Annotated in this window: 17 protein-coding genes, 1 tRNA gene and 1 pseudogene; 7 read left to right on the top strand and 12 right to left on the bottom strand. The window is 54.4% G+C overall.

Annotation, left to right across the window (positions count from 1 at the left end):
- The first annotated feature begins 1 nt into the window (after position 1).
- Positions 2-604: a ribonuclease HII gene (locus EV12_RS12520; protein ID WP_036915927.1), complete on the top strand. Its 603-nt coding sequence runs from the start codon at positions 2-4 to the stop codon at positions 602-604.
- Here EV12_RS12520 and EV12_RS12515 read toward each other — a convergent pair.
- A complete protein-coding gene (locus EV12_RS12515) occupies positions 560-1,144 on the bottom strand; it encodes a DUF1997 domain-containing protein (RefSeq protein ID WP_081939888.1) in 585 nt (194 codons plus the stop codon). The two genes, EV12_RS12520 and EV12_RS12515, sit on opposite strands and share 45 nt — an antisense overlap.
- 33 nt (positions 1,145-1,177) lie before the next feature.
- Between EV12_RS12515 and pheA the strand changes: the two genes are divergently transcribed.
- A complete protein-coding gene (gene pheA, locus EV12_RS12510; protein WP_036915943.1) occupies positions 1,178-2,020 on the top strand; it encodes a prephenate dehydratase in 843 nt (280 codons plus the stop codon).
- Positions 2,021-2,022: 2 nt separating this feature from the next.
- On the opposite strand, the gene EV12_RS12505 is transcribed toward pheA, so the two are convergent.
- From EV12_RS12505 to EV12_RS12470, 8 genes are all read right to left on the bottom strand, one after another.
- Positions 2,023-2,958, bottom strand: coding sequence for a methyltransferase domain-containing protein (locus EV12_RS12505; RefSeq protein WP_052039493.1), 936 nt, complete (start codon positions 2,956-2,958; stop codon positions 2,023-2,025).
- Positions 2,958-3,620, bottom strand: a complete 663-nt coding sequence (locus tag EV12_RS12500) for an LON peptidase substrate-binding domain-containing protein (protein ID WP_036915924.1) — start codon at positions 3,618-3,620, stop codon at positions 2,958-2,960. The genes EV12_RS12505 and EV12_RS12500 overlap by 1 nt, the downstream gene beginning before the upstream one ends.
- A gap of 58 nt (positions 3,621-3,678) precedes the next feature.
- Entirely contained in the window at positions 3,679-3,999 is a 321-nt protein-coding gene (gene rpsJ, locus EV12_RS12495) for a 30S ribosomal protein S10 (RefSeq protein WP_011131150.1), read from the bottom strand.
- A gap of 147 nt (positions 4,000-4,146) precedes the next feature.
- Positions 4,147-5,346, bottom strand: coding sequence for an elongation factor Tu (gene tuf / locus EV12_RS12490; RefSeq protein WP_036915923.1), 1,200 nt, complete (start codon positions 5,344-5,346; stop codon positions 4,147-4,149).
- 42 nt (positions 5,347-5,388) lie between these two features.
- Positions 5,389-7,464 carry an elongation factor G gene (gene fusA / locus EV12_RS12485; protein ID WP_036915921.1) on the bottom strand — a complete coding sequence of 692 codons (2,076 nt, stop codon included), beginning with the start codon at positions 7,462-7,464 and terminating at the stop codon, positions 5,389-5,391.
- 92 nt (positions 7,465-7,556) lie between these two features.
- A complete protein-coding gene (gene rpsG, locus EV12_RS12480) occupies positions 7,557-8,027 on the bottom strand; it encodes a 30S ribosomal protein S7 (protein ID WP_011131147.1) in 471 nt (156 codons plus the stop codon).
- Between the two features lie 66 nt (positions 8,028-8,093).
- The gene (gene rpsL, locus EV12_RS12475) at positions 8,094-8,471 is read right to left on the bottom strand and encodes a 30S ribosomal protein S12 (protein WP_011131146.1); all 378 of its coding nucleotides are present in this window, start codon (positions 8,469-8,471) and stop codon (positions 8,094-8,096) included.
- Between the two features lie 231 nt (positions 8,472-8,702).
- Complete coding sequence (locus EV12_RS12470; RefSeq protein WP_036915918.1) at positions 8,703-10,454, bottom strand: phosphodiester glycosidase family protein; 1,752 nt, start codon at positions 10,452-10,454, stop codon at positions 8,703-8,705.
- Between the two features lie 126 nt (positions 10,455-10,580).
- Here EV12_RS12470 and gltB point away from each other — a divergent pair, with 126 nt between their 5' ends.
- Together gltB and EV12_RS12460 are read left to right on the top strand one after the other, a co-directional pair.
- Complete coding sequence (gene gltB / locus EV12_RS12465) at positions 10,581-15,164, top strand: glutamate synthase large subunit (RefSeq protein ID WP_036915915.1); 4,584 nt, start codon at positions 10,581-10,583, stop codon at positions 15,162-15,164.
- Positions 15,165-15,167: 3 nt separating this feature from the next.
- A complete protein-coding gene (locus EV12_RS12460; RefSeq protein WP_036915912.1) occupies positions 15,168-15,476 on the top strand; it encodes a YciI family protein in 309 nt (102 codons plus the stop codon).
- A gap of 2 nt (positions 15,477-15,478) precedes the next feature.
- Here the strand turns inward: EV12_RS12460 and lipA are convergent, their stop codons facing one another.
- A complete protein-coding gene (lipA, locus tag EV12_RS12455) occupies positions 15,479-16,363 on the bottom strand; it encodes a lipoyl synthase (protein ID WP_036915909.1) in 885 nt (294 codons plus the stop codon).
- 67 nt (positions 16,364-16,430) lie between these two features.
- On the opposite strand from lipA, the gene EV12_RS12450 reads away from it, so the two are divergent.
- The 3 genes from EV12_RS12450 to crtL all read left to right on the top strand — a co-directional run bounded on the left by EV12_RS12450 (position 16,431) and on the right by crtL (position 18,490).
- Positions 16,431-16,504 (top strand) — tRNA-Pro (locus EV12_RS12450).
- Positions 16,505-16,708: 204 nt separating this feature from the next.
- The gene (locus EV12_RS12445) at positions 16,709-16,993 is read left to right on the top strand and encodes a hypothetical protein (RefSeq protein ID WP_036915906.1); all 285 of its coding nucleotides are present in this window, start codon (positions 16,709-16,711) and stop codon (positions 16,991-16,993) included.
- A 210-nt stretch (positions 16,994-17,203) separates the two neighbouring features.
- Entirely contained in the window at positions 17,204-18,490 is a 1,287-nt protein-coding gene (crtL, locus tag EV12_RS12435) for a lycopene beta cyclase (protein WP_036915900.1), read from the top strand.
- 66 nt (positions 18,491-18,556) lie between these two features.
- Here crtL and cobJ read toward each other — a convergent pair whose 3' ends face one another.
- Together cobJ and EV12_RS14370 are read right to left on the bottom strand one after the other, a co-directional pair.
- Positions 18,557-20,335, bottom strand: coding sequence for a precorrin-3B C(17)-methyltransferase (gene cobJ, locus EV12_RS12430; RefSeq protein ID WP_036915898.1), 1,779 nt, complete (start codon positions 20,333-20,335; stop codon positions 18,557-18,559).
- Between the two features lie 174 nt (positions 20,336-20,509).
- Positions 20,510-20,779 (bottom strand): annotated as a pseudogene (locus EV12_RS14370) (hypothetical protein); the annotation flags it as partial.

Genomic DNA, 20,779 nt, shown 5'->3' with positions numbered 1-20,779 from the left:
TATGGACCCTTCGGCGGAATCCATCGCCGGAGTTGATGAGGTGGGTCGGGGCTGCTGGTTTGGTCCTGTGTTTGCCGGAGCGGTTGTCCTGACTGAAGTTGCGGCAGTCGAATTGTTGGCTGAGGGGTTAACAGATAGCAAAGTACTGACTGTTCGCCGCAGGGCTCGCCTAGTGCCGCTGATTGAGAACGCCGCGACGGCTTGGGCTCTTGGACAGGCCTCGGCTCGCGAAATTGACGCGCTAGGCATTCGCTCTGCGACGGAACTGTCCATGCTGAGGGCACTGCAGCGCCTACCTACACCGTTGGAGCTTGTCTTGGTTGATGGCGTCTTGCCATTGCGCCTCTGGATGGGGCCGCAACGTACCGTGGTGCGCGGTGATAGCCAATGTGCGGCCATCGCTGCAGCCAGTGTGTTGGCCAAGCAGGCTCGTGATGGGCTGATCAAGCGGTTGGCTAGTCGTTTCTATGGCTACGGTTTGGAGCGACATGTTGGCTATGGAACGGCGATCCACCGGCGTGCCTTGTTGGACTTAGGCCCTACCGCGCTTCATCGTCGCTCATTCCTCACCAAGCTGTTTGCTGTTAAGGGCAGCCTCACTTGAGGTTATGGGTGTCTCTTGGCACCATTGGCTGAAATCCTTGACAAGTTGTTGGCCAACACGGGTTTTGATGCCAAGCAGGATGCCGCTGAGTATTGATTGACCGGTGCTTTTCAACACCCCTTGGGGGATTAACTTCAGCAGTGCTGGTGGGGTAACGCTGACCGATAGCAGAGCTTCCCCTTCAAGACCCTTTGGGGTGGCTTCCATGATGGCCTCCAGGCCGAGGTCGAAGTCATCCACTAGATCTAGGCCTTTAAGTTCGCTATCGGTTGCGCGGATGCTGAGTTTGCCGTCACAGTTGTCTACTTTGAGTGAGACAACTGGGTTGATCTGTAGCTGAAACACTTTCAGGCTGGTCACTGCGTAGCTGAAGCGACCATCTCCTAGTGGGGTAAGTTTTTCCCATTCCAGCAGGGCAGCTAGAACCCTATCCTGCTCGAGCAGGTAAGCAGGCAGTCGCTCAGCGTTTTGCCTTACCGGCAAATTGAGGTTCTGGCTGGCTTGGAAAGCCAGAGGCATGGCTTGCGGTTGACGCGTCATGATCCTATCGACCTAACTTGCGATGCGCTTCTGATGCCAATACGCGTGGCCTTCCTCGGACCGGAGGGAACCTATGGCCAGCAAGCGGCCCAAGCTCTGGTGGAGCTTGAAGGATTAGCGAATTTTGAGCTGGTGCCATGTGTAGGACTGCGGTCCGTAGTTGAGCATGTGGCCACTAAACGCTCTGAAATGGCGGTGGTCCCGGTGGAGAATTCCGTGGAGGGTGGTGTAACTGGCAGCTTGGATGCGCTTTGGTCTCATCCGCAGTTATGCATCCTTAGGGCAGTCGTTTTGCCGATTCGTCATGCTCTACTGAGCAGCGGTGGACTCAAAGACATCTCTGAAGTCCTGTCACATCCCCAAGCTCTGGCTCAGTGCAGTGGCTGGTTGGCTGAGCATCTTCCTGATGCCCTGCAGTTGCCTACAAGTTCTACGGCCGAGGCGGCAAGAATGGTTATAGGTAGTCGATTTCGTGCAGCGATCGCTTCTCGGCCTACGGGCCAGGGAAGAGGTCTTAAAGAACTGGCTTTCCCTATCAACGATGTCGCGGGCAATCGCACCAGATTCCTGTTGTTACGGCAGGGAACACCGCTTCAACGTGGTGATGTGGCCAGCTTCGCATTCTCTCTCCATGCCAACGCCCCGGGCAGCCTGCTCGAAGCACTCACTTGTGTGGCTCGACTGGGGTTCAATATGAGTCGGATTGAGTCGCGTCCCTCGAAACGAGAACTAGGCGAATACGTGTTCTTTGTGGATGTGGAATTGAGGGATGGTGGTATTGGTGCATCTGAGCAGCTCATCGAGGCCTTGCAGCCTTTGTGTGAACATCTTGTGCACTTCGGTTCTTATTTCAGCAGCGACTTGGAGCTCGATTGAGATCAGTCGCGGCTGCGGAAGACGCCGAATTGCATCAGACCATGGGCAAAAGCCCAGCGCATCAACAAAATCGTTGGTATTTCTCTGAATCCCTTGAGCACGGCGGTTGGACCCAACCCGAGCACGGCTCCAGGACGACGAAACCCCTCCAAAATCGAATCATTCCAGGAGGGCAGGATGGATCTTGTCCAGTCGTCAGATTCGACAGGGCCGCAGGAATAATGGCTATGTAGCAAATGGCGGCGGAATCCGTTAATGCTGGCGAATTCCGGATGGGCCCACTGGTTGAGTAGCTGACGCATCACCCATCGCTCAAGTTTGGTCATTTCCCCATCTTCGTAATCACGGCGGTTCCAATCGGCCACCGCAAGTACACCTTTTGGTCGCAGCACACGCAGCAGTTCATCTGCATAGCGCTGCTTGTCTGGCATGTGGGGGCCTGCTTCCACACTCCACACAGCGTCGAAGCTACCTTTGGCTAGTTTTAAATCGAGGGCATCCATAACCTGGAATTGGCAGGTCATCCCCTCAGGAGTGAGTTGAGATGCTCGTTTTACCTGGGCTGGACTGATGGTGATGCCAAGCACGTCAAAGTTGTAATCCCGGGCCAGGATTCTTGCGCTACCACCAATACCGCAGCCCACGTCAAGTACTCGGGAGCCTCGAGGGAGTTGGGCGAGTCCACTCCATTGAACGAGCTCATGTACGAAGTCTTCCTTTGCGGCTCGGAAATCTCTGCTGCCAGGAGGTTTGCCGTAATAGCCGAGGTGGACGTGTTCACCCCAGAGCCGCTCGAGCAGCTGGTCATTGGTCCAGGCATCGTAAGCAGAGGCAACACTGGCGCTTGATTTGTATCGCCGATCCCGTTGGGTCCAGATCAATACAGCAGAAGTTAGGGTTGTCCCTGCCAGGATCAATATCCACACCCAAACGTCCATTAATTGTTGGCCTGATCGACGTTGGTGAGGCTTTCTTTGAGTACAGTCCGTGCCGCAAGCTGGCGGCGGGTGTGGTCAAGCATCTCGTATTCACGCTCCAGGCGATGGCTGGTTCTTGTGAGCTCCAGTAGTGCCTGTTGCTCTTCAGCCACAGGCCCTCCGAGATGGGCGCCGATCCAGAAAGAGAGTTCCCTGGGAAGATCAGGCAGGTCATCTGGCATGGTGATGTCTGAATCTGTGAGCTTGCCTGTAAGCATCACCACATCGTGTAGGGCTTTTGCAACGCTGATGGATAGCTCCTGTAGCTGGCTGTGGTTATCCATTTGGTCATCCTCGATCCAGCTCACCATGGCAGTGCGGAAAGGGGCGTCTCGAATCACATCGAGCACTCGGAAGCGCTGCTGTCCAAGGGTGACGATATTGCTGCGTCCGTCTTTGGATGTTTGGTGTTGCAGGATCTCTGCGCAACATCCCACATTCGCCATTGTTTTTGTTTGAGGATCCCAGCGCAGCACACCAAAACGCCGATCACTTTCAAGCACACTCTGGAGCATCATTCGGTAACGAGACTCAAAAATGTGCAGTGGAAGCACTTCTTGGGGGAATAAGACGACATCCGGCAGAGGGAAGAGAGGCAACTCCCTGACGGACAGGTCGGTCACAGATAATGTCCTAGAGAGATTAAAAGCCTAGTTAGCCGGCCCACATCTTGGTTGACCTTCAGAGTTTCACTTCAATGTCAACACCACTTGGGAGGTCGAGTTTCATCAGGGCATCGATGGTCTTGGCTGACGGGTTGTAGATATCGATGATGCGCCGATGGGTCCGCGTTTCGAAGTGTTCTCGTGAGTCTTTGTCCACATGGGGTGAGCAAAGCACACAGTAAATCTTCCTTTTGGTGGGAAGAGGGATTGGGCCGATTGCCGTCGCGGCAGTGTTATCGGCTGTTTCAATGATTTTGTCGCAGGAAAGATCCAACATGCGACGGTCAAAAGCCTTAAGGCGGATGCGGATCTTCTGCTGAGCGATAGCCGTGGACATGAAAGGTTTAGGAGATGTTCCCTGTATTGGGGTTAGGGATGGATTGTCGAGGTTCTTTGGAGATGCATTGAACGTTGATCGTTCATGCAGGCTGAAGCTTTGAATTTAAGGGATGACAAGGCAAAGGCCCAATCATCCCCATCTTGATCATTCGATGATCTTCGAAACCACACCGGCACCGATGGTGCGGCCGCCTTCACGAATGGCGAAACGCATACCTTGCTCGATAGCAACAGGGCAGATCAATTCACCAGTCATTTTGATGTTGTCGCCTGGCATCACCATCTCCACATTGGAGCCGTCTTCGGCTGTGAAGGCGGTAATTTGGCCCGTCACGTCAGTGGTTCGGATGTAGAACTGTGGACGGTATCCGGCGAAGAAGGGGGTGTGGCGTCCACCTTCTTCTTTTTTGAGGACGTAAACCTGACCCTCGAATTTAGTGTGAGGTGTAATTGAGCCTGGTTTGACTAGTACCATGCCGCGCTCGATGTCTTCCTTCTCGATGCCGCGAAGTAGGAGCCCGCAATTGTCTCCCGCCAAGCCTTCATCAAGATCTTTACGGAACATTTCCACACCGGTCACGGTGGTCTTGCGGCTGTCTCTAATGCCGACAATCTCGATTTCTTCGCCTTTTTTGACCTTGCCGCGTTCGATTCGTCCGGTGGCCACGGTGCCACGACCAGTGATTGAGAAAACGTCCTCTACGGCCATTAGGAAAGGTTTTTCGATTTCTCTCTCTGGTTCCGGTATGGATGCATCAACTGCGTCCATTAACTCATCGATCTTTGCTTCCCATTCAGCTTCACCTTCAATGGCTTTGAGACCAGATACTTGGACTATGGGGATGTCATCACCAGGGAAGTCGTAGCTGCTCAGGAGTTCACGGATCTCCATTTCAACGAGCTCGATGATTTCTTCATCGTCGACCATGTCGCATTTGTTGAGAGCGACAACCAGTGCAGGCACGCCCACCTGCTTGGCAAGAAGGATGTGCTCTTTGGTTTGGGCCATGGGACCATCGGTTGCTGCGCAAACCAGGATGGCTCCGTCCATCTGGGCCGCACCGGTAATCATGTTTTTCACGTAATCAGCGTGACCGGGGCAGTCCACATGTGCATAGTGACGCCCGACGGTTTCGTATTCCACGTGGGCGGTGTTGATCGTGATACCGCGCTCACGCTCTTCAGGCGCGCCGTCGATCTCGGCGTAATCTTGCACCTTGGCTTGACCCTTTTTCGCAAGCACACTTGTGATAGCTGCGGTAAGGGTTGTTTTGCCGTGGTCGACATGGCCGATGGTGCCAATGTTGACGTGAGGCTTGTTCCTCTCAAACTTCTCGCGAGCCATTGTGTAAAAGAATCGGGGGGTGGAAAGTGGGTGTTATAGAGATCAGGAATTGCCCTGATTCTTGGAGATGATGGCTTCAGCAACGTTGCGAGGAACTTCCTCGTAATGGCTGAACTCCATCGAGAAGATACCCCGACCTTGAGTCATGGATCGGAGCTGGGTGGCGTAACCGAACATTTCGGCTAGAGGCACTTTGGACTGCACTTTAGAGAGTCCATCGTCAATGGACTGGCCTTCAACCTGACCTCGCCGGGAGGACAGATCGCCGATGATCGAACCGAGGAAATCCTCGGGGATCTCGACTTCAACCTTCATCATCGGTTCAAGCAGCACAGGATTGCACTTCTTGACGCCGTCTTTGAAAGCCATCGATCCGGCGATTTTGAAAGCCATCTCGGACGAGTCCACATCGTGGTAAGACCCGTCAACCATGGTGACTTTCACATCGATGAGCGGATAGCCAGCGATAACGCCGGATTCGCATGTTTCACGCATGCCTGATTCGGCAGGCTTGATGTATTCCTTGGGAACGATGCCGCCGACAATCTTGTTGACGAATTCAAAGCCTGACCCCGGTTCTCCGGGTTCCATTTCGATTACCACGTGGCCGTATTGGCCTTTACCACCAGTTTGACGGGCAAACTTGCCCTCGCCTTTAGAGCTGGCACGAATGGTTTCCCTGTAGGAGACCTGTGGAGCGCCGATGTTGGCCTCAACCTTGAATTCTCGCAGCATGCGATCCACGAGGATTTCAAGGTGGAGTTCGCCCATGCCAGCAATCACGGTTTGACTGGTTTCAGGGTCTGTGCTGACGCGGAAGGTGGGATCCTCTTCCGATAATGAAAGCAGGGCTTTGGAAAGTTTTTCCATATCACCCTTGGTTTTGGGCTCAACAGCCACCGATATCACTGGCTCGGGGATGTAGAGGGTTTCTAGAACAATCGGATCATCAGTCGTGCAAAGGGTGTCGCCTGTCGTGGTGTTCTTCAGGCCTAGAACGGCACCGAGATCTCCTGCGCGTAGTGCATCGACCTCTTCACGGTCATCGGCCTTGAGAATGATCAGTCGGGAAATTCGTTCTTTCTCGTTCTTCGTGGAGTTCAGCACATAGCTGCCTTTCTCGAGCACCCCTGAATACATACGCACGAAGGTGAGCTTGCCGTAGGGGTCCGCCATCACCTTGAAGGCCAAAGCACTAAATGGTGCGTTGTCATCGGATGGCCTTACTGCCTCCTTGCCATTGGGAAGTAAACCTTGAATCGGGGGCACATCAACTGGAGCGGGTAGGTAGTCCACCACTGCATCCAATAGCAGTTGAACGCCCTTGTTCTTGAAGGCAGATCCACACAGCAAAGGTACAAGGCCGTGCTTGAGAACCCCTTCGCGAATGCCTGATGCAAGTTGGGCTTCACTTAGTTCTTCCGTCTCTAGAAAAACTTCAATCAGTTCTTCGTCGGTTTCAGCAACACATTCCATCAGCTTGGCTCGCCATTCAGCGGCAAGCTCTTTCATGTTCTCTGGAATCTCAGTTTCTTCAATGTCCTTGCCGAGATCGTCCTTATAAATGAAGGCTTTGTTTTTAACGAGGTCAATAATTCCGCTGAGATCTCCCTCTGCACCAATAGGCAGCTGGATTGGGATGGCGTTGGCTTTGAGGCGATTCTTGATCTGTCCGTGAACCTTGAGGAAGTCGGCCCCGGTGCGGTCCATTTTGTTGACAAAAACCATCCGTGGAACGGAATAGCGATCGGCTTGCCGCCAGACGGTTTCTGATTGAGGTTGAACTCCACCTACCGCACAAAACACGGCGATCACACCATCGAGCACTCGCATCGAGCGCTCCACTTCAATGGTGAAGTCAACGTGCCCTGGGGTGTCAATGATATTGATGCGGTGATCGTTCCAGGTTGTCGAGATCGCAGCCGCTGTAATCGTGATTCCGCGCTCGCGCTCCTGAGCCATCCAGTCGGTGACGGCGGCGCCGTCATGCACCTCGCCCATCTTGTGAACCACACCTGAATAGAAAAGGATGCGTTCAGTACAGGTGGTTTTGCCGGCGTCAATATGGGCGGCAATCCCGATATTTCTGACGCGTTCCAGGGGAAAGGCGCGAGCCACAGGAAATTCTCCGGGGTTTGGCGTTAAAAGGCGGGTGAGACTCTACAGGTCAGCCCTTGGAACGTTTCAGTGCCGTCAGGGCTTGGCCATGTTCAGTAGCGATAATGGGCGAAGGCTTTGTTCGCTTCTGCCATCTTGTGGGTTTCTTCTCGCTTGCGAACGGCGCTGCCCGCTTCATTGGCGGCATCCATCAGTTCAGCAGCCAGCTTTTGGGACATGCTGCGGCCATTGCGGGCTCGAGAGAAGTTCACCAGCCAGCGCAGGGCCATTGCCGTGCCTCGCTCCTGGCGTACTTCCATCGGCACCTGATATGTGGCACCACCAACACGGCGGGCCCTTACTTCCACCAGAGGCGTGGCGTTTTTTACGGCTGTTTCGAAGAGCTCTATCGGGTCGCCACCGGTGCGCTCATTAATCAGTCCAAAGGCTTGAGCCAGGATGCGTTGTGCAGTTGACTTCTTGCCGTGTTTCATCAGCCGAGAGATCATCATTGTGGCCAGTCGGTTGTTGAACTGGGGATCCGGAAGGACTGGGCGTTTTTCTGCTGCGTTGCGGCGGGACATAGACGGTTAGGAGTGGATAAGGAGGAGGTAGGGCTAAATAAGGGGAGAGATGAATAACGAGGTTCTTTAATCCTGCTTCGACGCCTTGGCACCGTATTTTGAGCGGGATTGACTGCGATCTTTGACACCTGCAGTGTCCAGAGTTCCGCGGATGATGTGATATCTCACCCCAGGAAGATCTTTGACTCTGCCGCCGCGGATGAGTACCACAGAGTGCTCCTGGAGGTTGTGGCCGATGCCTGGGATGTAGGCCGTGACCTCAAAACCTGAGGTAAGGCGCACGCGCGCAACTTTGCGCAGGGCTGAGTTGGGCTTTTTAGGTGTGGAGGTGTAGACCCGAGTGCAGACACCGCGCCGCTCTGGACAAGCGCGCAGCGCAGGAGATTTTGTCTTGCGAGTCAGGTGCTGGCGCTCAGTTCGGATCAGCTGTTGGATGGTTGGCATCGAAGGTCGGCATTTGGTCGGAGATCCGACCTGATTCCACAATCAACCACCATACCGTTTCGGCTTGCCTGATTGATGATCAGACGGAATAGGTTGCGTTTAGAGAGGCTCTGCAATCAATACTCTTTGAAATTTAAGCTTAAAAGCGATGGAGGATGTGGTGATAAGGGATGCATGGCCCCTTGCAGTGCTTCGGTTTTGTTGGGCGAGAAGCCAAGTTTGATCTCTTTATTATTTGTTAGCCATTGGATCCTGACCTCTGGCACTTTCAAGAGGCTCATTAGCTTTTTCAGGATTGCCTTTGTGTTGGCGCAAAATGAGTCCAAGGCCATTGTGGATTCTGGGGGGTGTGCCTCGACCTGTTACAACCAATTGATTCGCTACCAATAGGGACGTTGAACTGCCTCCATCTAAGTTCAGGCCGTCTCTGATCCCCAGTTGTTGCAGGGCCAGGCTTGTTTCCAGCAGGGTTGGATCGCTGCCTCTGGCCCCTTTGAGAGTGAGTAGCCAGAGCTTGCCACCACCTTGGCCCACCACACTGCGGGGAGCTGCAAGGGATAGAAAACTTGGGCTGAAGCCTTCTTGTCTTCCAGACAGAACCACCCGCCCGTTTTGCAGCAGCAATGGACCACCACCAAGCACTTGAGGTAGTTCGCCAAGAGGATGTGATGCTTTCATCCGCATGCGCACTGTTTCACCAGTCGCCGCCGGTAAAGGGAAGCCTCCTCTGGCTACGACCAGATCCCCATCCTTCCTCAGAGGAACCCCCCGGGCCAGCTGCACTTGTTGGAAGCTCTGCACTACTCGCCCGTTGATAATCATCATTGCTTTTTCTTCTCCGCTGAGGGCTTGGTAGATAGGCCCCCAGGCTCTGGTGTAGCGACTAAGGCCGCGCTGCACATAGCCACTATTCAAGGTGCCAAGATTCCATCTCTGCCCTTGAGGACCTTGAAGTTCTTGTTGAAGTTGCAGGCGGCCGAAGGATAGGTGTCCTGTAGGGCCCCAGCCGATTGCCCCTCGATTGAGGATTGGGCCTGAAAACCATGTGCCATCAAGTCGTAAGGCCCCTAGGGGCAACTGGCGCACTCGATTGAAGAAACCCCCGTTGATGGCGATCAGAGCGTCTGCAGGTTGGGCCAACTGGTTGAGAAAACGTAGGCCTTGTTGATGGTTAATTTGCGGCAGAGGCCTTAGGAGCAGGCCTTGCTTTGACAAATTTGTACCGACCCTGGTGATCTGCAATGGTTTTACCCCAACGTTCACCACTTTTGTGTCGAAGACCAGGCCGCGCTGGATGAGGGCCTGGATGGATGGATTAAGGAGTGGCGAGCGCAGGTTTGTTGCGTTGCTGTGATTGCCAATACCGTCCAAGACAATGCGCCAGGGGTTGTCCAGGGTGAGGCTGCTTAGGGTTTCTGCCTGACCGATGAGCATCAGGCCATTGCGCTGTTGCTTGGGCATCAGGCCTAATGCCTTCATCTGCCTACGCTGCTGGGCATTGGCCTGAAGATTAAGAAGGAGATTGTTATCAAGGCTTTGCATGAGCGCCGGACCGCTTAGGTCGAGCACCAGACGATTGGAATTGCTGCCCTTGCCCTGCCGAAGACCTTTGAGGCGCGGTGTTGGCAGTTCAACGTTAAGGGTCTTGTTTTGCCGCTTGATCTTCACTCCTTTCGTAGTGAGCCATTCGGCCACATTCAATGCCACTTCATCTTTAAGGGTGATTTGTGGGAGGGATTTCAGAGAGGCTTTGCTTCCATACCACTGCAGCTGCTGTCCATTTGCCTGGGTGGATCTGCGGAAGCCAAAACGTCCGACCAGTAGATCCAGGGGAAGCCAGAGTTGGCTCGGAGTGCCATTCCTATGGCCTCTCCAGCGCCAAGGGGCCTCGATTAACTGACCATCGATGTTGAGGCGATCTCCAACGAATAAGTTCGCGGTTCTTACCTCGACATTGGGAGGTGGGGGAGGAGGAGAAACCATGATTTGGACGCTAGTCCTCTTATCCGGCTAAGTCTTAGAGGAGGGCGCCTGCCTAGGATTATTCATTGAGCTTTTCACTGTGACCGCAGTCCACTGCGGTGCAGAAAAATAGTCTGGCTGAAGGTTATGTCTCAGGATCACCGTCGTTCCAATTGGCCCTATTGCGACAGCAGCGCGCCTACGGCCTTGGTTGGCGAAAAGGATGCATGTGGCGTTGGCTTCTTGGCTCAAATTGATGGGAAAGCTAGCAATTGGATTTTGCAGCAGGCTCTTCGGGCTCTGAACTGCATGGAACATCGGGGTGGTTGCGGAGGTGATGCGGATTCCGGAGATGGAGCAGGTCTGCTTTGCGCTATCCCCTGGAGCTATCTTGAGGCCGTGTGGTCGGCAGTGGAATCTGCAAACCATGGTTGTGGCCTGGGCATGTTGTTTATGCCTCGAGATGCTTCACGTCGCGCAGAAGCACGTTGCTTTTGCGAGCAGGAGGCCGAGTCCCTTGGTCTCAGGTCCAGAGGATGGCGAGAAGTCCCTGTGGATGTGGCGGTATTGGGTCCCCTCGCCCGTGATACAGCGCCGGTTATCGAGCAGTGGCTGGTGCAGGGATCTCAGTCAGGTGATGCTTTGGAGGCGTTGTTGTTTCGATTGCGCCGTCGTATCGGAGATCGTGCTCGACAGGCCTGGGGAGACCACGCCAATGATCTCTACGTGGCCTCACTCAGTAGCCGCACTGTCGTTTACAAAGGCATGGTGCGCTCCGAGGTGCTTGCGGCGTTTTATGCCGATCTCCGCGACCCTCGTTTTGAGGTTCCTTTTGCGGTTTATCACCGCCGCTTCAGCACCAATACGTTGCCTCGTTGGCCACTCGCCCAGCCGATGCGTTTGCTCGGTCATAACGGTGAAATCAACACGCTGCTGGGCAATCTGAACTGGGCTAGGGCCACTGAAGTCAACCTAGATGCCGTTTGGGGTGTTGATGCGGCTGATCTCAAACCGGTTGTCAATGCAGCTTTTAGTGATTCCGCCAATCTTGACGCGACTCTGGAGCTGCTAGTACGCAGTGGTCGCCCGATTGTTGACAGCTTGCTGACCTTGGTCCCTGAGGCCTTCCGGGAACAGCCTGAGCTGGCTGACAAGCCAGAAATTCAGGCTTTTTATGAGTATTCGGCGTGCACGCAGGAGCCCTGGGATGGCCCAGCCCTGCTTGTGTTCTCAGATGGTCGCAGTGTTGGGGCCAGCCTCGATCGCAATGGCTTACGCCCGGCCCGCTATTGCATCACCAGTGATGGCTTTGTGGTGATGGGTTCAGAAACTGGTGTGGTTGAGCTGGAGGAAAGCCGCATCATCGAGAAGGGACGCCTTGGTCCTGGGCAGATGTTGGCGGTTGATCTTGAAAAGGGTCGTTTGCTGCGCAATTGGGATGTCAAGCAGGAGGTTGCTGGCCGATATCCCTATGGCGAATGGCTCAGTCAAAATCGTTGCAAGCTTGGTCAACAGTCTTGGCAACAGGATTCTCAACTGGGAGATCTGGAACTGCTTCAGCAGCAGACAGCCTTCGGTTTCACTGCTGAGGATTTGGACTTAATCATCGATTCAATGGCGGCTGGGGCCAAAGAACCCACCTTTTGCATGGGTGATGACATCCCCTTGGCTGTGCTCTCCGATAAGCCCCATCTTCTATACGACTACTTCAAGCAGCGCTTTGCGCAGGTCACGAACCCGCCGATTGATCCCTTGCGGGAAAAGTTGGTGATGAGCCTCGAGATGCATCTGGGAAAGCGTGGTTCTCCCCTCAAGCCTGAGGCGGCGGCGGCTTCGGTGATTCATCTTGAGACTCCGATTCTCAATGAGGCGGAACTTGCAGCTTTTGGTCAGCTGGAGTTTCCAACGACCACACTCTCCACTTTGCTGACAGTTAATGATGGGCCTAGCGGTTTGGGGGCTTCCCTTACACGGCTCTGCGTTGAGGCGGAGGATGCTGTGCGCGTTGGAAGTCAGATCGTGGTGCTTTCTGACCGCGGGGTTGGTGCTAGCAACACCTATATCCCACCGCTGTTAGCGGTTGGGGCAGTGCATCACCACTTGCTTAATCAGGGTTTGCGGCTGAATGCTTCCTTGGTGGTGGACACGGCACAGTGCTGGAGTACCCATCATCTGGCCTGTCTAATCGGCTATGGCGCCAGTGCTGTTTGCCCTTGGCTTACTTGGGAGACCACTCGGCATTGGTGGAAGCATCCTCGTACTCAGAAACTGATTGAAACCGGCAAGTTGCCAGCACTGACGATTGATCAGGCTCAGGCCAACGTACGTAAGGCGCAGGAAGATGGCCTGCGCAAGATCCTCTCCAAGATCGGTATTTCCTTACTTGCTAGTTACCACGGCGCTCAGATTTTTGAGGCGATTGGTATCGGTGCCGATTTAATTGAGTTGGCTTTTAAGGGCACGACCAGTCGAGTGGCTGGACTCAGTCTCAATAACTTGGCTAGCGAGACCCTCACCTTCCATGCCAAGGCATTCCCTGAATTGGATCGCACCAAGCTCGAGTTCATGGGATTTGTGCAATATCGCAGTGGCGGTGAATTTCATCTCAATACCCCGGACATGTCTAAGGCCCTGCATGCGGCCGTGAGGGCTGGTCCGGGCTACGACCACTTTTCTACCTACAAGAACCTGCTGGAGAATCGGCCGGTTACTGCCCTGCGCGACCTGCTGACTTTCCGCTTAGCCCCTACCCCTCTCCCGTTAGATCAGGTTGAAAGTGTTGAATCCATTTGCGCACGTTTTTGTACTGGTGGAATGAGTCTTGGCGCCCTGTCGCGCGAGGCTCACGAGGTGCTCGCCGTGGCGATGAACCGTATCGGTGGTAAGAGCAACAGTGGCGAAGGAGGAGAAGATCCGTCCCGATTCAAGATCCTTGATGATGTCGATCTTGAGAGTCGTTCAGCAACTCTTCCAAGCATCAAGGGTTTGCGCAATGGCGATACGGCTTGCTCTGCGATTAAGCAGGTTGCCTCTGGTCGCTTCGGTGTGACGCCGGAATATTTGCGGAGCGGTAAGCAACTTGAGATCAAGGTGGCTCAAGGGGCAAAGCCTGGTGAGGGAGGTCAGTTGCCTGGGTCAAAAGTTGATCCCTACATCGCCAAACTGCGCAATAGCAAAGCAGGAGTGGCGCTGATCTCGCCGCCGCCTCATCACGACATCTATTCAATTGAGGATTTGGCCCAGTTGATTCACGATCTTCATCAGGTTCACCCTGCTGCCAAGGTGAGCGTGAAGCTGGTTGCCGAGATCGGTATCGGCACGATTGCTGCTGGAGTGGCTAAGGCCAAGGCCGACGTGATTCAGATCTCCGGTCATGACGGTGGTACAGGCGCATCACCCCTGAGTTCGATTAAGCACGCGGGAGGACCTTGGGAGTTAGGCCTCACCGAGGTACACCGTTCTCTGCTTGAAAATGGCTTGCGTGATCGCGTGTTATTGCGTGCTGATGGTGGTCTTAAGACTGGTTGGGACGTGGTGATCGCCGCCTTGCTCGGTGCTGAGGAATATGGTTTCGGCTCAGTCGCGATGATTGCCGAGGGTTGCATCATGGCTCGCGTCTGTCATACCAACAAGTGCCCTGTGGGGGTCGCTACCCAGCAGGAGGGCTTGCGCAAGCGCTTCCCAGGTGTTCCAGAGCACGTTGTCAACTTTTTTCTGTTTGTGGCTGAGGAGGTGCGCCAACTGATGAGTGTGCTCGGTGTGGCTCGGCTTGAGGATTTAATTGGTCGCACAGAGCTGCTTGAGCCTCGCAGCCTCAACCTGGTTAAGACCCAAGCCCTTGATCTCTCTTGCTTGTTGGATCCGATTCCGGCGGCAGCTGATCGGTCTTGGTTGATTCATGACGCCAAAGCCCATGACAATGGACCGATCCTCGAGGATCAGCTGCTTGCTGATGCCGAGCTGATGGCAGCCATCGATGGCCATGCTCATATCGCTCGCAATCTCGCGATCGTCAACACTGATCGCAGCGTTTGTGCACGGATCTCTGGTGAGATCGCTGAACGCCATGGCAACAAAGGTTTCCGAGGTCAGCTCGACCTCACCTTTGAGGGGGCTGCCGGTCAGAGTTTTGCTGCATTTCTGCTGCAGGGGCTGAATGTGCGCTTGGTGGGTGAGGCCAATGACTATGTCGGTAAAGGTATGAATGGTGGTCGGATCACACTGGTACCACCTTCGGGTGCAGATCACAGCGGTGGCCAGGTAATTTTGGGCAACACGTGTCTGTATGGCGCTACCGGTGGGGAGTTGTTTGCTTTAGGTAGGGCTGGCGAGCGTTTTGCCGTGCGTAATAGCGGTGTGAAGGCGGTTGTTGAAGGTGCGGGAGATCATTGCTGTGAATACATGACCGGTGGGGTGGTGGTTGTGTTGGGATCAACCGGCCGCAATGTTGGGGCAGGGATGACCGGTGGCGTCACGTTCCTGCTGGATGAGCAAGGCATGGTGAGTGATCTTGTGAACAAAGAGATTGTTGAGATTTGCTCGCTAACCACTGTTGAGCAGGAAGCCATTCTCAAAACACTGCTCGAAGCCCATCTCGCGCAGACCGGCAGTACAAAAGCCAAGGCGATTTTGGCCAATTGGATCAGGTGGAAAGCACTCTTTAAGGTGCTTGTTCCACCCAGTGAAAAGGTCAATGTTGGTTTAACTTTGCGTGAGCAAGTTGCAGCCTGATTAATGCCTTGGTTTATCAAAACCGAGAAGTTTACGGCGCAGACTTTGACCCTTTTGCCAGAGCAACGGCAGTCCTACTTAGCTGCCCACCGGGCATGGATCAAGGCTTTGCGCTCCTCAGGCGTCAAAGTTTCGAGTGGTTTTCTGGTGGATGCTGAACAACGACCAGGCGGTGGAGGGTTGTTGGTGCTGCAGGCAGACTCCTTTGAAGCAGCCAAACGCTTAGTCGAACAAGACCCGATGATTGTTGAGGGTTTGGTCAAATGGCATCTGCAGCAGTGGATCCCTGTGTGTGGCGAGCTCATTGCTTGAGTTCAGCGGGGGTGGACGGCCATCAGCCGCTGGACCTCGCCGGCGTGGTAGCTGCTGCGTGTGAGAGGAGTACTGACCACTTGAAGGAATCCCAGCTCGGTTTCCCCCAAAGACCGGAAATGCTCGAACTGTTCTGGTGTCACAAAGCGATCGACTGGCAGATGCTTTGGGCTTGGCGATAGGTATTGGCCGATGGTCACAATGTCGACGTGGTGACGGCGTAGATCCTTTAGGACCTCAATCACCTCAGCATCTGTTTCACCTAGCCCCACCATCAGTCCGGACTTGGTATAGACCTTTGGCCAGCCTTGCCGTACTTGATACAACAGCTCAAGAGATCGCATGTAGGCGGCTTGTGGGCGAGCCCGTGGGTAGAGCCGAGGGACGGTCTCAATGTTGTGGTTGAGCACCTCCGGAGCTGCTCCCATTACCTTGGCGAGGGCATCCCAGTTGCCATTGAAATCCGGAATTAGCAGCTCAATTGTGGTGAGGGGAGAACGTTGGCGAATGGCCTCGATGCATGCGATGAATTGACTGGCTCCCCCGTCGCTGAGGTCATCACGGTTGACTGAAGTGATGACCACATGGCGAAGGTTCATCTGGGTCACCGCTTCACCTAGGCGCTGCGGCTCACTTGGGTCTAGGGAGCGTGGGGTTTTGTCAAAGTCGATGTCGCAGTAAGGGCAAGCGCGGGTGCAACCCGGCCCCATGATCAAGAAGGTGGCAGTTCCTCCTGCGAAGCATTCCCCGATATTCGGGCAGCTGGCTTCTTGACAAACCGTTTTGAGATTGAGTCCCTTCAGCAGGTTGGCTACGTCGCCGATGCGTTGCTGTTGTGGAGCCTTGACGCGCAACCAGTGGGGTTTCAGTAAGGCCTTTCCAGTCATGAGAGCAGTTCAGGATCCCACTGGCAGCAGCAGTTCCAGGCGACTTCACCTTCTACAGTGAGCCTATCGGGATGTAGCGCAGCTTGGTAGCGCACTTCGTTCGGGACGAAGGGGCCGCAGGTTCGAATCCTGTCATCCCGATTGATCGTTGCTTCAGTTCGAGGTAATCCCTTCGACAATTGATATCAATCAGTTCTCTGACCATTCTTAAGAGGCCTACCAGTGGGATGCATGTGAAAACCCTGGGAAGGCTTTTGATGGATTTGTTATACCTAGGTCAAAGAAAAGCTTGCTTAAGCTGCTTGACTTTTGCCATGGAGATTCAAGGCCTAAGAGGAAGCTGAAGTGATTAAACCAGCAATTTTATTTGTATTAGCAGCGATCGTGGTTGCTCTTTTTGTCTTAAACCCACGCATTGCTCTTGATCACGGTCGGCCGATTTATCTGGTTTCTTGTCGTGGGGAGTGGTCGGTGCATTGGTTAGGAGCCTTTGGGAAGGGTGGGTTATTGGGGCTCTACCCACTGGATCGTGCTGCTCAAGCTGTTGTGTCAGAGACTCCTATTGAATACGTCTCAAAGGATGAGCAAATGGCTATCGCAATGACCACTGTTATGAAGCCTTGTCTCTGAGCGTTTGCGATATCAAGAGGAATGCTCTTTCAGCGATGTTGCAAAGTCACTAGAAAGCTATGTCGTTTCAATCACTATCGCCAGGGGCGGTAGTCTCGTTTTTAAGAGACGATCCCTGTCAGTGGTGGTTGGCGAGAGCAACAACGTCTATCGCTGTCTACTAATGCCCTTGCTGGTGGCTTATGCCCACAAAATTGTTCTGGTGAGTCAGTGACAGAGGCAGAGGCCGTGGTGGATGTCTTAGTGCTTGGCGCTGGTCCGGCGGCCCTTGCTATTGCTGCAGCCTTGGGCAAGGAGGGTTTACAGGTTTCAGCACTGACGGCTGGCAATCCTCGTGAGCCATGGCCATATACCTATGGCATTTGGGGTGACGAGGTTGATGCCTTTGATATGGGGCACCTGCTCGAGCACCGCTGGGCGAACACAGTGAGTTTTTTTGGCCCAGGCGCCTCTGACCCCAAGGCTGCAGCTAATCGGCCCAGTCCTCATCATCGCGACTATGGCCTTTTCGACAAGATAAAGCTCCAGGAGTATTGGTTGCAGCAATGCGAAGCTGCTGGCTTGACTTGGCATCAAGGTCTGGCAACTGATTTGGCTGTTGATGCCACCGTTAGTACTGTGACCACCGCCGAAGGTCTTGAGCTGCAAGCTCGCTTGGTGGTGGATGCCACTGGCTATAAGCCTGTATTCCTCCGTCATGGAGATCATGGGCCGGTGGCGGTCCAGACCTGCTTTGGGGTGGTGGGACGTTTCAATAAGCCGCCTGTGGAGCCTGGGCAGTTTGTGTTGATGGACTACCGCTGCGATCATCTGAGCCCTGCGGAGAAGGCGGAGCCGCCCACGTTTCTCTACGCCATGGATTTTGGTGGGGGATGCTTCTTCTTAGAGGAAACATCGCTAGGGCTCGCACCTCCGCTCTCATTAGAAACCCTGCGTTCACGCTTGGAGCGGCGATTGGCTCATCAAGGTTTAACGATTACCGAATTGCAGCATGAGGAGCTTGGTTATTTCCTGCCGATGAACTTGCCTCTACCTGACCTGCAGCAACCGCTGCTTGGCTTCGGAGGCTCGGCGGCGATGGTGCACCCTGCCTCCGGCTATTTGGTGGGCAGCATGCTACGCCGCGCGCCTGATGTTGCAAAGGCTGTTGCTGTAGCCATGGCAGATCCAGTGGCGGGGCCGGCTGTGCTCGCGGCTGCAGGTTGGGCGACTCTTTGGCCCAAGGAGTTGCGCCGTAAGCATGCCCTTTATCAATTTGGTCTTGAGAAGCTGATGCGTTTTAAGGAGCCCCAACTGCGGGATTTCTTTATCAGTTTCTTTGCTTTGCCGAGCGATGAGTGGTATGGCTTTTTGACTAACACTCTGAGCCTGCGGGAATTGGTCGCTGCCATGGTGAGCATGTTTTTTAGCGCCCCTTGGAGTGTTCGCTGGGGCCTGATGGGCATGCAGGGCAGGGAGCTGAAGTTGCTTTCTCGATTTCTTTTCCCGTCTGGCTAAAAAGTGTGTCTTATCAATTCAGCGATGCCTTGAGAAAACTTTCAGCTTGATTGAGTTGTCTTGTTTTTAAGCCAGTTCGGCTCCGGGGTATCCCCTTGGTGTCACAACATGACTGTCTTGCAAGCGAGTAGTGCTATTGCCGATTAGTACAAGGGTGAGCATGTCCACATCTTTGACTGGCAGCGTCTCAAGTGTGTGGAGCTTTATGTCTTCCTGCGCTCGTCCAAGTTGACGTGCCAAGACCACTGGCGTGCTTGGAGCTCGATGCTCCAGTAATAGTTCAAGGGCACGGTTCAGCTGCCAGTCGCGTCCTTGAGAGCGTGGATTGTAAAGGGCTACCACGAAATCTCCGCTGGCGGCACTTTTCAGGCGGGCTTCAATCTTGGACCAGGGAGTGAGGCGATCGCTGAGACTCACGCTGCAGAAATCGTGCATCAGAGGGGCACCTACCTTGGCGGCTGCTAATTGCAGGGCTGAGAGACCTGGATGCACCTGAAATTGTGGCCGATCACTAGGGGGCTCTGTTAGCCATAGTTCCAGGGCTAGGCCGGCCATGCCGTAAATGCCACTGTCCCCTGAAGAGACCAAGGCGACTCGTGCTCCCTGTTGGGCTAGCTCCAGGGCCTTAAGGCAGCGATCCCGTTCGCGCGTGAGTTGGCCGTCCAGACGTGCTTGATCTGGGCGCCGCAACGGTTCCAGTAGATCGAGGTAGAGGCCGTATCCAACCCATATGGCACTGCGGGCTAGAGCTGCTCGGGCATCGTGGGTGAGAAAGGCTAAATCTCCAGGACCGCTTCCGATCAGATGCAATTCGCCTCTTTGGGGTGCAAAAGGTTTGTTGGCTTCGCTGATGGCGATGGTGGCAGCACCATGCTCAGCTTTTTGGGCGTGGTGGATCTGTTTGGGTTGCAGCAAAGTGCCTTTGTTGCTAGCTGCTAGTAGTGCTGCTGCTTCGGCCACGGAATAGGTGCCCATGGCTGTTGCTACAACAGCAGAAGGGGTGGGGACTTCAACTTCTGCGAGTGCATCAGCGTTGAAGAAGCGCACTGGCCAGTCCTTTGCTTGAGCGAGAGCGAGCAAAGCGGTTTCATTGGCCTTTCGATCAATGCTGGCAAGGCCTGCTACTGCCTCTTGGGCAAGGCCTGCCTCTGCCAGGGCAGCCGCCACGGCGCGCTCAAGCAGGCTCAGGCTTGTATTGCGTTCGCAGCCAATTCCAATCCATAGGCTGGCGGGATGCCAGCTGCAACACATGCTGCTTTGTGGGCCGATGTTCAGTTGGGCTGGCCGAGCTCTATCGCCATTGCCATTGTGATCAAAAACTTCTTGCGCAGCAGCAGTTGTTTGCCAAAACGTCGAACCAGAACGCTGCAGAAACAAAAGCTTTTCACCTTGGGCTTGGGTCAGCATCAACTGATTCCAGATGCCGCGGTTGCCGCTACGTCGCCAGCCCCAGCCTTCGCCGAAACTATCAAGGGCTAAGCGGTTTTGGCTGTTGGCGTCTCCGGTGAGGACGGGGTGACCACCTAGCTCTGCGGCTAGTTCCATTGCCAGTTGTTCTGCGCCCGCCTGGTGACCGCCCAGCAATGGCACGACGTGTTTGCCATGGGCATCAAGGACGATGACGGCGGGATCTTTGTCCTTCCCAATGAGTAATGGAGCGATTAAGCGAGTCACTGCACCGATAGCACCCACGATGAGCAAGACCCCGTTTGGGTGCCAGTGTCTGCTAAGCACTTCGCTGGCGGAGCCAACTACAAGGCTTTTGGGTGGTTTGTCGAGAGTGTCGGCTGCACGCGGGGTAAGGGCCAGTTGATCCACCTGGCGGCGTCTTTCAAGCCTTTGCAAAAGCGGCCAGGCGCTGATAGAGAGACCCAGAGCCAGGCGCAGAGCGGGGCTAGGTGCGGCGGGATGGGTCAGGACAGGTTGGCCAAGGGGAACGTTGGATGCTGTTTCCTTTCAGTTGATCTAGGCATCATCGTTGCAGCATGCTTTTGAATCAATCAAGGCTTTGCCAAGGGGTTAGGGATGGGGCTCTGGGGAGGCTTGGGGATTGTCTGCTTTGAGTTCTGGCTCTAGTTCGGCGTTTGGTTCTAGATCAAGAGTTGGTTTGAGAGCAGCTTCTGTTTCGGTGTTTGGTTCTAGATCAAGAGTTGGTTTGAGAGCAGCTTCTGTTTCGGTGTTTGGTTCTAGATCAAGAGTTGGTTTGAGAGCAGCTTCTGTTTCGGTGTTTGGTTCTAGATCAAGAGTTGGTTTGAGAGCAGCTTCTGTTTCGGTGTTTGGTTCTAGATC

The sequence above is a fragment of the Prochlorococcus sp. MIT 0701 genome (assembly GCF_000760295.1).
In the GTDB taxonomy this organism is placed as follows: domain Bacteria; phylum Cyanobacteriota; class Cyanobacteriia; order PCC-6307; family Cyanobiaceae; genus Prochlorococcus.
Note: the sequence above shows the minus strand (reverse complement) of the source record. Positions and strands in the feature narration are given on the sequence as shown.